Source organism: Roseobacter sp. (genome assembly GCF_024639605.1).
In the GTDB taxonomy this organism is placed as follows: Bacteria; Pseudomonadota; Alphaproteobacteria; order Rhodobacterales; family Rhodobacteraceae; genus Roseobacter.
On the sequence record NZ_JAHEHZ010000104.1, the window covers coordinates 1 to 12,225 of the forward strand.

Genomic DNA, 12,225 nt, shown 5'->3' on the forward strand with positions numbered 1-12,225 from the left:
CGCTGGTTGCCTTTTTTCGGACCAGAGTATCCGGTCTGGTCTGATCAGGCGGGCTGTGTTGTCTCACACGTCTTTCAAAACCAACGGTCAAAGGCTTCGGCGGCGCGAGACTTCCGGCGGCCATGTCCGAGCGAGATTTGCGCCGCGAGAATTACAGCTGTTCCGCAGGCGTGCTGACCGGTCGTACAGAACCTGAAAAGGACGGCACAGCTGTCCACCCCGCCGGAAACCAATTCAAGGTGGTATCAGGGGCCCGGGCTCATTTCAGAGCCGCGGGACGGTACAGGATGGGCCCGGGCGCTGGCAAAAAAGGACAGATGCAATTTTTTGCCTGCTTTATCAGTATCCTGAAGCTTCTGATTTTTTCAGGAGAACACGTCATGTCAGCGCGGCCAGATTTCGGGGGAGTTTGATGTCACCATTCGGGATGAAACACTGCAAAGGGCTGATATCAAAGAAGCTTTGCTCAGGCTCAGCTCATTTCGCCTGACTGCGCGCGAACTGATCTGCGAGCGCCTGGAAGCTGAATGTAGCGAACGCCTCGACGGCAAGGCCGGGTGCGATGACGCGCGTCTTGTTCAGCCGGACGCAGTGGAAAAGACGCTGAACACGAGCGCATCACCGACGGTCCACCCGTCAGCGCGAAATTCAGAACGCGTTGTCTGCGTCCGGACGCCGCGAGGTCGCTCAACCGTGCTCTTTATCATCGTTTCGGGCAGATCGGCGTAGCAACCAAGAATGCGGCGGTCCCACCGGGACAGGATCTCCGGCCTGGCGGCGAACCGGGTCATCATCGTGTTGATCTTTATGGCAGCAGACCGTGTCAGACCCTCGCAGGTTCTTGCATCAGGCAGTTGTTTTGCTGCCCTTGTCAGAGCGGCAGACCCGGACCGCCGGTCGGGACGGGTTACGCGGATGCGGTCAGTATCTGCTGCACTGCCACTGTCCCCCTGACCGATGCGTAATGAACTCCGGAGCGCGCGACCCCGTGGACGCCGGCCTGTTCCTGAGCAGACGCTGCCGCCCTCACCCGTGACCTGGCTGCGTCGCCTGGCCGCACAGCACTGGCCGGTGTCTTGACCCCGCCCGAAGCAGCGGCCAGAACAGGGCAGACGACAGAGGAAGTTCCATGGCACGGCCCACACAACAGGCTCCGGCAGCACCGGGGCAGACGGATGAACGTGCCCGATCACGCAAGCTGGGCGCACTTGCGGCGCTGATGCCTTTTGTCTGGCCTTACCGGCAACTGATGTTTTCTGCCCTTGCGGCCCTTGTGGTGACGGCCATGCTGTCGCTGACCCTGCCGCTCGCAGTGCGCCGGGTCGTGGATAATTTTGATACGAAAAGCGCGCGCGATCTCGATCTTTATTTTGCGGCGGCTCTGGGCATCGCCTGTTTGCTGGCTGTCGGAACGGGCGTGCGGTATGCGCTGGTCACCCGTCTGGGCGAGCGGGTGGTGACCGATATCCGCAAGGCTGTCTTTGACCGGGTGATCGGCATGAGCCCCGCGTTCTACGAAAAGATCATGACCGGCGAAGTCCTGAGCCGGATCACCACCGATACCACGCTGATCCTGTCGGTGATCGGCTCGTCTGTCTCTATCGCGCTGCGTAATATTCTGATCTTTGCAGGTGGTCTTGTGCTGATGTTGCTCACCTCGGCCAAGCTAACGGGGCTGGTGCTGCTGATCGTGCCGGCGGTGATCGTGCCTATTCTGGTGCTGGGGCGCAGGCTCAGAGTGCTGAGCCGCGAAAACCAGGATTGGATTGCGGCCTCGTCCGGCAATGCCTCGGAGGCGTTGAGTGCGGTACAGACAGTGCAGGCTTTTACCCATGAAAGCGCCAGTCGCGGCCGGTTTGCCGAGATGACGGAGCTGTCATATGACGCGGCGCGACGGCGTATTTACACCCGTGCGATCATGACCGTTATCGTGATTTTCCTCGTTTTTGCGGGGATTGTGGGTGTGCTCTGGATCGGGGCCAAAGACGTCCGGGCCGGAGAAATGACCCAGGGCGCACTGGTGCAGTTCGTGATCTATGCGGTGATGGTCGCAGGCGGTGTGGCAGCGCTTTCGGAGATATGGGGCGAGTTGCAGCGCGCTGCCGGCGCCACCGAGCGGCTGGTGGAGCTTTTACAGTCCGAAGACAGCGTCACAGAACAGAAAGAAGCCGCGCGTCTGCCGCAGCCTGTCACCGGGCGGCTTACGTTTGAGAACGTCACTTTTGTCTATCCGTCGCGTCCTCTGGTGAATGCGCTTGACGGGGTCAGCCTGACCATCGAGCCCGGGGAAACTGTGGCCTTTGTCGGCCCGTCCGGCGCGGGGAAGACGACAATCATTCAGATGATTCTGCGGTTTTACGATCCGGTTTCCGGCCGCATCCTGCTCGACGGCGTCGATCTTGCCGATCTGAGGCGTGATGATTTCCGGAAATCCGTGGCTCTGGTGCCGCAGGATCCGGTGATCTTTGCCGCCTCCGCTCGTGAGAACATTCGTTTTGGCCGTCCGGAAGCAACGGACGATGAGATTGAGGCGGCAGCAAAGGCCGCCGCCGCGCATGACTTTATCACGGCACTGCCCGAGGCCTACGACGCCTGGCTCGGAGAACGCGGTGTGATGCTGTCAGGCGGGCAGAAACAACGTATCGCGATCGCCCGTGCTATTCTGCGGGATGCACCTGTGCTGCTGCTGGATGAGGCTACGAGCGCCCTTGATGCGGAAAGCGAACGTGCGGTGCAGGCGGCTGTCGACCGGCTCAGCGAGGGCCGCACGACGCTGATCGTGGCACACCGCCTCGCAACCGTCAAAAAGGCTGACCGCATCGTGGTGATGGATCAGGGGCGGGTGGTCGCGACCGGTCCTCATGACCAGCTGGTGGCCGAAGACGGACTTTACGCGCGGCTCGCCCGGCTGCAGTTTACGGACGGCATGGCCGCCGAATAGCGCCAGCGCGCGATTTTACGTGACGTCCGGTCTCCTGCGGAGGCCCGGTTCGGCTTGCACTGGACCGCAAACCCAGGCATCGTTTCCGCCAACTGAAAATGCCCTGGAAAGGGGCGTCCTGGGAGGAAACCGGATGACATTTGCAGGGACGAAAGACTGCGAGGCTATTGAGGCAGAAATGCCATGGGCGGACCGGCCTGAACCGCCGACGCTCTATGGTGTGCTGAGTAAAACAGCCGCGAAATTCCCTGACCTGAATGCCGTCAGTTACCAGATTTTTTCCGGGCCGGGCGACAAGGCAGAAACGCTCAGCTGGTCAGAACTGAAAGACAAAACCACCCAGGCTGCCAATCTCTTCCGCTCGCTTGGCGTCACGGAAAGGGACGTTGTTGCCTATGTCCTGCCCAACGCCAACGAGACGGTGCTGGCACTGCTCGGCGGGGCGGTGGCCGGGATCGTAAACCCGATCAATCCGCTGCTGGATGCAGAACAGATCGGCTCCATCCTGCGCGAGACCGGGGCCAGTGTCGTCGTCACACTGCGACCGTTCCCGAAGACCGATGTGGCAGACAAAACCGCCGAAGCTGTGGCCCTCGCACCCGGCGTCAAAACTGTGCTCGAGGTGGATCTTCTGCGGTATCTCACGCCGCCGAAATCCTGGATCGTTCCGCTTATCCGGCCGAAACTGAAAGTGCAGAACCAGGCGAAGTATCTGAACTTCAACGCGGAGCTGGCCAAACAGCCAAAAACGCTGACATTTGAGGATATTCAGGAAGACCGCGTGGCCTGCTATTTCCACACCGGCGGTACCACAGGGATGCCAAAGGTGGCCCAGCACCGGTATTCCGGGCTTGTCTACAACGGCTGGCTGGGCAAAACGCTGCTCTTCTCGGAAAAAGACACGATCATCTGCCCGTTGCCGCTTTTTCACGTCTTTGCCTGCCATGTGATCCTGATGGCAGCACTTGTTTCAGGCGCGCATGTTGTCTTTCCGACGCCTCAGGGCTATCGCGGCGAGGGTGTGATGGACAATTTCTGGAAGCTCGTCGAGCGCTGGAAAGTCACTTTCATCATCACCGTGCCAACTGCGATTTCCGCCAAAATGCAGCGCCCGATCGATGCGGATGTGAGTACCGTGAAAACAGCATTTTCCGGATCGGCGCCCCTGCCGCTGGAACTTTTCCGGCGCTTTGAAAAAGCCACGGGGGTGACGCTTGTCGAAGGTTACGGTCTGACCGAAGCGACATGCCTGGTGTCCTGCAACCCGACCGACGGCGAAAAGAAAGTGGGCTCCATCGGTATCCCGCTGCCTTATTGCGACGTGAAGATATACAAAAGCACGCCGGACGGACCGGTTACGGCGGAAACCGATGAGATTGGCGAAATCTGTGTGTCGAACCCCGGCGTTTATGTGGGTAACACTTATACAGAGCAGGAAAAGAACAAAGATCTTTACTATGGCGAGCATCTGCGCACCGGCGATCTGGGACGCGTGGATGCGGACGGTTATCTGTGGATCACCGGGCGGGCCAAGGATCTGATTATCCGCGGCGGCCACAACATTGATCCGGCGGAAATCGAAGAGGCATTGCTGCATCACGAAGCGGTCGCCTTTGCGGGTGCCATCGGCCAGCCGGATGCGCATGCCGGCGAGGTGCCTTGCGCCTTTGTTGAACTGGTGGGGGGCGCGAGCGTTACCGAAAAGGAACTGCTGGCCTTCTGCAAAGAGCGGGTGCATGAGCGCGCAGCACAGCCGCGGCATCTGACCATCATGGACGAGCTGCCAAAAACAGCCGTGGGTAAAATCTTCAAACCCGACCTGCGCAAACATGCGATTACGCGCATCTACAATCAGTCGCTTGAAGCGGCAGGGGTGGCGGCGCGTGTGGTGTCGGTTGTTGACGACAAAAAACGCGGGCTGGTGGCTCAGGTAGAGGCAAATGGCGCGGATGAGGCCGCAATCGGTGCGGTACTGGGCGATTTCGTGCGCCCCTGGGAGATAAGAGGCAGCGCGATAGCCGCAGAATAACAGCGGCGTCGCGGTCTCAGGTGGTCTCTCCTGATGATGCAGAGACCGCTGCCCGGCGGCTTTGCATCGGGGCCGGCAACGACATATCTCAGTTGCCGGCGCTTTCCATTTTCCGGTGTTCTATGACCTCTTCGAGCCAGCCGAGTTTCATCTCCGGCACCGAGCTCAGCAGAAGATCGGTATAGTCGTCGAAGGGCGGGCTCAGTACCTGTGACTTCGGGCCGTAGCGGACGACCTCGCCCATGTACATCACGGCAATGCTGTCCGCGATGGCTTTCACGGTGGCGAGGTCATGCGTGATGAAGAGATAGGCCACGTCTTCGATTTTCTGCAGGTTGAGCAGCAGCTTGAGGATGCCGTCCGCAACCAGTGGATCGAGTGCCGATGTGACCTCGTCGCAGATAATGAGTTTTGGTTTGGCCGCCAGTGCCCGGGCGATGCAGACCCGTTGTTTCTGGCCGCCCGAAAGCTCGGCCGGATACCGGTCCTGAAAGCCCTCGCCCAGTTCGATTTCGTCCAGCAGTTCCTGAATGCGGCGTTGTTTTTCGGCGCCTTTGAGGCCGAAGTAAAATTCCAGCGGTCGACCGATGATGGTGCCGACGGTCTGACGCGGGTTCATCGCGGTATCGGCCATCTGATAGATCATCTGCAGCTCGCGCAGATCGTCACGCGGACGCTGAGCGAGATTTGATGTCAGGGTGCGGCCATCAAAGGTGATGCTGCCCGCCGAGGGTGGCAGCAGCCCGGTGATGACCCGCGCCAGCGTCGATTTGCCGGAGCCGGATTCGCCCACGACGGCGAGCGTCTGACCGGGATACATTTCAACATTGATGTTCCTGAGCACGTCAAAGTCGGTTCCGCTGTAGCGGGCGGTGATACCTTCCACTTTCAGCATGGGTGTTCCGGTCGGTTGCTTTTCGATGTGTTTGATCGAACGGACCGAAACCAGAGCCTGAGTGTATTCCGCCTGCGGGGCATTGATGATCTGATCGACGGTGCCGTATTCGACCATCTCGCCCATGCGCAGGACCATGATATGATCGCTCACCTGGGCCACGACGGCAAGGTCGTGCGTAATGTAAAGCGCCGCGACCCCGGTGTCGCGTATGGCTTCCTTGATCGCGGCGAGCACGTCAATCTGGGTTGTGACATCGAGCGCAGTGGTGGGCTCGTCGAAGACCACAAGGTCAGGCTGGGGGCAAAGGGCGAGCGCTGTCATGCAGCGTTGCAGCTGACCGCCGGACACCTGATGGGGATAGCGCTGACCAATGTTTTCGGGATCAGGCAGGCCGAGTTTACGGAACAGCTCAACTGCGCGGTCTTCGGCCTCGCGTCGGGCGAATTTGCCCTGAAGGACTGCGGCTTCGATGACCTGTTCCATGATCTTTTTGGCGGGATTGAAGGACGCTGCTGCCGACTGGGACACATAGGTAACTTCGGCACCGCGCAACCGGCGTATATCGCGGATGCCGGATTTCAGTATGTCACGGCCATTGACCTCGACGCTGCCGCCGGTGAGTTCCACACCGCCGCGCCCGTAGGCCATGGACGCCAGCCCGATGGTGGATTTTCCGGCGCCGGACTCGCCGATCAGACCCAGAACCTTGCCTTTTTCCAGATCGAAATCGACGCCGTGCACGATTTCGATGTCACGGGACTTTTCTCCCGGTGGATAAATTGTGGCACCGATTTTCAGGCCGCGCACTTTAAGAAGGGGGTCAGTCATATTGCGGATCCTGCTGCGGGTTCGCCGGTTGGTCTGTCTGGCTGCGCCAGAGGCGCCCACCCGCCGGCCCGCTGCTGTTTGTGCGCTGGGATCTTTGCATCAGCCGCGTCCTCCCTTGAGCGACGTGGTGCGGTTCAGCACCCAGTCGGCCACGAGGTTGATCGAGATGCAGAGCACTGCGATGGCGTAGGCGGGATAGAGTGCTGCGGCGATACCGTAGTTTATGCCTTCTTTATTTTCTTTCACGATGCCGCCCCAGTCGGCCTGAGGGGGTTGTACGCCGAGGCCCAGAAAGGAGAGCGTGGAGACAAACAGCACCGCAAAAATAAAGCGCAGGCCCATTTCGGCCACCAGAGGTGAGAGCGCATTCGGCAGAATTTCGCGGAAGATGATCCAGCCGGTTTTCTCTCCGCGCAGGCGGGCTGCCTCGACGAAGTCCATCACTGTAATATCGACCGCTACAGCGCGGGCGAGACGGAAGACGCGGGTGCTGTCGAGCAGGCCCATGAGCACGATTAGGATGGTGATTGTGGTGGGCATGACGGAGAGCACGACAAGCGCGAAAATCAGCGAAGGGATCGACATGATCAGATCTACAAAGCGCGAGATCGCCTGATCGACCCAGCCGCCGGAGACGGCTGCGAAAAAGCCCAGCACGGAGCCGGTGATAAAGCTCAGGGCTGTGGCCGCAGTGGCGATGAAGATCGTGGTCTGACCGCCGTAGATCATCCGGCTGAAGAGATCGCGACCGATGCTGTCAGTGCCGAGCAGAAACTGGTCTGAGGGTGGCTCCCAGACGTCGCCCACAATCTCGGCCATGCCGTAGGGTGCGATCCAGCCTGCGAAGATCGCCATGAGGAAAAAGAGGCCGGTGAAAAAAAGGCCAAGGAGGGCGGCGAGGGGTATTCTCATTTGGGATGCCTCAGCCGCGGATTGGCAAGGATCGAGACGATATCCGCCACAAGATTGAGCCCGATATAGACGGCGGCGAAGATCAGACCGCAGGCCTGAACCACGGGGATGTCACGTTTGGCCACATGATCCACGAGATACTGGCCCATACCCGGATAAGCAAAGACCACCTCGACCACAACGACGCCGACCACAAGGTAGGCAAGGTTGATCATGACCACGTTGACGATCGGCGCGATGGCATTGGGGAAGGCGTGTTTGCGGATGATTTTCAGCATCGGCATGCCTTTGAGCTCAGCCGTCTCGATATAGGCGGACTGCATCACGTTGAGGATCGCGGCCCGGGTCATGCGCATCATATGCGCCAGCACCACGAGCGTGAGAACCATAACTGGGATGGCGATGGCGTTAAGTTTTTGTCCGAGGCTCATGCTGTCGTTGATAATTGCAACGGAGGAAAACCAGCCAAAGCGGATCGAAATCCAGTAAATGAGGATATAGCCGATCATGAATTCGGGAATGGAGATCGTCGTCAGCGTGACGCCCGAAATGAGTTTATCCGGCCAGCGGTCTTTGTATCGCACCGCGAGCAGGCCCAGAAAGATGGCCAGCGGCACGGAAATAAGAGCGGCCCAGAAGGCGAGAAAAAGCGTGTTGGAGAGCCGGTCGCCGAGGCTTTCGGCGATATCGCGGCCGTTGGTCAGTGCCGTGCCGAGATCGCCCTGCATTACACCGCCTAGCCATGAGAAATAGCGTGTCAGCGGGGGGTCGTTCAGGCCCAGTTCGGCGCGCAGGTTCGCGAGGTTCTCAGGGGTTGCGGCCTGGCCCAGGATTTGCTGGGCGACATCGCCGGGCAGGATCGTGGTGCCGGCAAAGATCAGAACGGATGCTGCAAAGAGCAGAAGACAGCCCAGCGCGACGCGCTGGGCCACCAGTTTTAAAATCGGGTGCATCTGTGCCGCTGCCCTTAAGCGTCAAGCCAGCACTTGATACCGGCCATGCAGTTCATAATCGTGAGGTTCGGATCTTCGATCCAGCCGCCGACATTTGACGCCACGCCTTCTACACTGTCATTGAACATCGGACAGATAAGGCCGCCCTCGTCGCGCAGGATATTCGCCATCTGCGAATAAATTTCCTTGCGTTTGGTGTTGTCCAGTTCCGCCTTGGCAGAATTCAGCAATGCGTCGAATTCGTCGTTAAAGAACCGTGTGTCATTCCAGTCGGCGGTCGAAAGATAGGCCGTGGAATACATCTGGTCCTGGACCGGACGACCGGACCAGTAAGAGGCACAGAAAGGCTGCACGTTCCAGATTTCGGACCAGTAGCCGTCGTTGGGCTCACGTTTAATTTCCAGTGGAATGCCCGCCGCCTGTGCGGACTGCTGGAAAAGAGCCGCGGCATCTACAGCGCCGGGGAAGGCCCCGTCGGCCACCTGCAGGATAATCGGTGAGCCGTCGTGGCCGGATTTCTTATAATGCTCGGCGGCCAGTGCTGCATCATAGGTCCGCTGCGGGATTGTATCGTCAAACAGCGGATAGGCTTTGTTGATCGGGAAATCGTTGCCCGTCGTGCCATAGCCGCGCAGGATTTTATCGACCATTTCCTCACGATTGATGGCCAGTTTCAGCGCCATGCGCAGATCGGCGTTGTCGAAAGGTGCCGTGTTGCAGTGCATGATAAATACGTAATGGCCGGGGCCGGATACGGATTTAACATTCACATTGGGCGCACGGTCGAGCAGCTGCGCGATTTTGGGCTCCACACGGTCAATGATATGTACCTGTCCTGATTGCAGTGCCGCTGTCCGCGCGGTGGTGTCATTCAGCGCCAGGACCTCGATCTCATCTGCATGGCCGATGCTGTCGTCCCAGTAGTTAGGGTTTTTCTTAAAGAGATGCCGCACGCCGGGCTCGTCCACCTCAATCATATAGGCGCCGGTGCCGATGCCGGATGCGGGGTCATCGAAGCCGCCGTCAGGCTGTATCTGCAGGTGATAGTCAGCCAGCAGGTAGGGCAGGTCCGCATTCGGTGTGCTCAGTGTCACCTGGAAATTGTCGCCATCGACGGCCATGGACTCGATGCCCTGCATGATGCCGAGCGCACCGGACGTGGCATCCTCATTGGAATGCCGTTCCATCGTGCGCATCACATCGTCGGGTGTCAGGCTTTTGCCGTTGTGAAATTCCACGCCTTTGCGGATTTTGAAATTCCAGGTTTTGGCATCCGCAGAGGCTTCAATGCTTTCGGCAAGCCGGTTTTCGATGCTGCCGTCGGGCGCCACATTGACAAGGCAATCGCCGAAGTTGCGCAGATTGACGGTCGGCACGGCAGAGGCTGCGAGCGCGGGATCAAGGCTGTTGGTGCTCTCACCGCCCTGGATGCCCATACGGATCGTGCCGCCTTTAACGGGGCCTGCGGCTTTCGCAGCAGTAGCGAGCATGGAGTTGGCAACAGCGGCAGTCACGCCAAGGGCGGCTGCACGTCCGACGAATTCGCGACGTGTCATCAGACCTTTGGTCACACGGTCACTGTAGTATTTAAGCTGATCGTTCATTTGAATCTCCCGGTTAGATTGCGTTTACAGCGCATTTTTTATGTTTTTTGTGATGGCCAAAGCTTGCGCATTTCCGGCGTCGTATCAAGGGCAATCGCCGATTAATAATGTGTCCGCGCTAGAGGTGATCGCGGGCAATCTCGTCTTTGATGTCGCGTTCGTAAATCAACCGGTCGTTTTCGTATGCCTCAAGGCGAGCCTCCAGAAAAAACGTTTCTTTGTCGGACCACATGCGCGATCTGGTCTCTGTGCGCAGTCGCAGACCGTCACGCGCCATTTCCTCCGTCCAGTGGCAGGCCCCTCGCGCCGAGAGGGGATCATCCGGGTGGATGCTCCATGTTTCCCGCGCAATGCCGCCGGCGATCAGCCCGTGATCCGCATCGCGGGTTTCTCCGAAGTCGTCGCGGATATGCAGGTGCACTTCGCCGGTGGTCATATCAGTCTCACGCCGGCGGCTGTTTTTCGGCGCGCGCAGGGTTTCGGTCTTCCAGGGCGCGGCGGCATCGGGTGGCGCAAAGCTGCATTCATCGCCCCGCGCGGTGCGCCGGACCGGCAGGTGCATTGCCCCTTTGGTGAGGGTGATTTCCGCGCTTTGCGCAGCGGGCCAGATCAGCGGCCAGTACGCTGTCGAGACCGCCACGCGGAGACGGTGGCCGGCGGGCAGGCGGTAAGCGATCTGATCCAGACGCACTTCAATGTCCACGATCTCGCCCGGGGTGAGGGGGGCGGGATCACTGTGTCCGGACCTGTGTGACAGGTTCAGCACCCCGTATGTGATCCGCGTGCTCGCGCCATCGGGATGAATGTGATTGAGGCGAACGGCAATCTGCGTCTGCGGCTGATCTGACGCCAGCGAAAGCCGCAAAACAGGTGCGCCGAAAATATCTGTGTCCTGCTCCAGCGGGCCGGTATCAAAACAGGCCGAACGTGCGTCATCGTCACGCTGATCCCCCGGCATTTCCGGCCCCAGCCAGATCGCGCAGTATTCGCCGGCCTCTGCCCCGCAGTCCTGCGGCGAGCGCACCCGGGCATTCAGCCGTGCCGGCCCGTCCGAGAGCCCGTTGGCGGTTAGATAAAGCGTGCGGTGCGGCATATGTGCGGTGGCGCCGTCGGCTTCGGCGACCCACCTTCCGGGTCGTTCTGCGTACCAGCGCCGGGGCCGCACACCGTCCATGACAAAGGCGCGGTAGTCGGGATCATCGGGCACGCCGGTATCTTCGCCTTTCAGCCAGTGATCCCACCAGCGCAGTGCTTCCTGCAGAAAGCCGATGCGCGGTTCCGGCACGGCAAAATGAGGATACTTATGCACCCAGGGGCCGGTAATGCCTTTGGCACCTGCGATCCCGGTCACGATCTGCGGTACGGCGTTCTTATAGGCGTCGCCCCAGCCGCCTATGGCCAGCACCTTCGCTTTGATCGCCCCGTAATTTTCAATCACCGAGCCATGCCTCCAGTAGGCATCCCGGCGCTGGTGGCGCAGCCAGACCGACGGCAGAAAGGGCTCGTTCTCCAGCCGCTGCATCCACATTTCGCGCCAGTTCTCACGCAGGGCCGGATCGGGCGCGCGCGATGAATAGGCCCACATGGTCGCCCCCCAGCCAAGATTTTCGTTGAGCAGGCAGCCGCCTTTGTAATGGATATCATCAGCAAAGCGGTCCACCGTTGAGCAGAGCGTGATGACCGCTTTCAGCGCCGGAGGGTCAAGGGCTGCAACCTGCAGACCGTTGAATCCGCCCCAGCTGATGCCCATCATGCCCACGCTGCCCGAACACCAGGGCTGTGCGGCAAGCCAGGCGATGACTTCGACGGCATCGGTGAGTTCCTGCGCGGTATATTCATCCTCCATCAGACCTTCACTGTCGCCGTTGCCGCGGATATCGACGCGGATGCAGGCATAGCCACGCGCGGCAAACCAGGGGTGTGTCAGCGCATCGCGTGCGCAGGTGCCGTCGCGCTTGCGGTAGGGAAGGTATTCCAGAATTGCCGGAACCGGATCGTCTCCGGCATCGACGGGCCGCCAGACCCGTGCTGAAAGACGGCACCCATCTGACAGGGTGATG

Annotated in this window: 7 protein-coding genes; 2 read left to right on the forward strand and 5 right to left on the reverse strand. The window is 59.9% G+C overall.

The genetic code is table 11. The features are described 5' to 3' along the window. Positions 1–1,129 precede the first annotated feature (1,129 nt). Positions 1,130–2,941 carry an ABC transporter transmembrane domain-containing protein gene (locus tag Q0M35_RS13185; protein WP_295316034.1) on the forward strand — a complete coding sequence of 604 codons (1,812 nt, stop codon included), beginning with the start codon at positions 1,130–1,132 and terminating at the stop codon, positions 2,939–2,941. Positions 2,942–3,074: 133 nt separating this feature from the next. Next, positions 3,075–4,970 (forward strand): acyl-CoA synthetase, encoded by a 1,896-nt coding sequence (locus tag Q0M35_RS13190; protein ID WP_295316035.1) that lies wholly within the window; start codon positions 3,075–3,077, stop codon positions 4,968–4,970. 88 nt (positions 4,971–5,058) lie between these two features. Here the strand turns inward: Q0M35_RS13190 and Q0M35_RS13195 are convergent, their stop codons facing one another. From Q0M35_RS13195 to Q0M35_RS13215, 5 genes are all read right to left on the reverse strand, one after another. Further along, positions 5,059–6,696, reverse strand: a complete 1,638-nt coding sequence (locus Q0M35_RS13195) for an ABC transporter ATP-binding protein (RefSeq protein ID WP_295316036.1) — start codon at positions 6,694–6,696, stop codon at positions 5,059–5,061. 99 nt (positions 6,697–6,795) lie between these two features. Continuing rightward, complete coding sequence (locus Q0M35_RS13200) at positions 6,796–7,608, reverse strand: ABC transporter permease (protein ID WP_295316038.1); 813 nt, start codon at positions 7,606–7,608, stop codon at positions 6,796–6,798. Then, positions 7,605–8,561, reverse strand: a complete 957-nt coding sequence (locus tag Q0M35_RS13205; protein ID WP_295316040.1) for an ABC transporter permease — start codon at positions 8,559–8,561, stop codon at positions 7,605–7,607. The genes Q0M35_RS13200 and Q0M35_RS13205 overlap by 4 nt, the downstream gene beginning before the upstream one ends. Before the next feature lie 14 nt (positions 8,562–8,575). Continuing rightward, positions 8,576–10,165, reverse strand: a complete 1,590-nt coding sequence (locus Q0M35_RS13210; protein WP_295316042.1) for an ABC transporter substrate-binding protein — start codon at positions 10,163–10,165, stop codon at positions 8,576–8,578. A 118-nt stretch (positions 10,166–10,283) separates the two neighbouring features. Further along, a complete protein-coding gene (locus Q0M35_RS13215) occupies positions 10,284–12,224 on the reverse strand; it encodes a CocE/NonD family hydrolase (protein WP_295316044.1) in 1,941 nt (646 codons plus the stop codon). Position 12,225: the final 1 nt, after the last annotated feature.

Excerpts from the sequence above, each read along its gene's own strand:
- Q0M35_RS13190 (WP_295316035.1), top strand. The coding sequence starts at position 3,075 with ATGACATTTGCAGGGACGAAAGACTGCGAGGCTATTGAGGCAGAAATG.
- Q0M35_RS13200 (WP_295316038.1), bottom strand. The coding sequence starts at position 7,608 with ATGAGAATACCCCTCGCCGCCCTCCTTGGCCTTTTTTTCACCGGCCTC.
- Q0M35_RS13195 (WP_295316036.1), bottom strand. The coding sequence starts at position 6,696 with ATGACTGACCCCCTTCTTAAAGTGCGCGGCCTGAAAATCGGTGCCACA.
- Q0M35_RS13210 (WP_295316042.1), bottom strand. The coding sequence starts at position 10,165 with ATGAACGATCAGCTTAAATACTACAGTGACCGTGTGACCAAAGGTCTG.
- Q0M35_RS13185 (WP_295316034.1), top strand. The coding sequence starts at position 1,130 with ATGGCACGGCCCACACAACAGGCTCCGGCAGCACCGGGGCAGACGGAT.
- Q0M35_RS13205 (WP_295316040.1), bottom strand. The coding sequence starts at position 8,561 with ATGCACCCGATTTTAAAACTGGTGGCCCAGCGCGTCGCGCTGGGCTGT.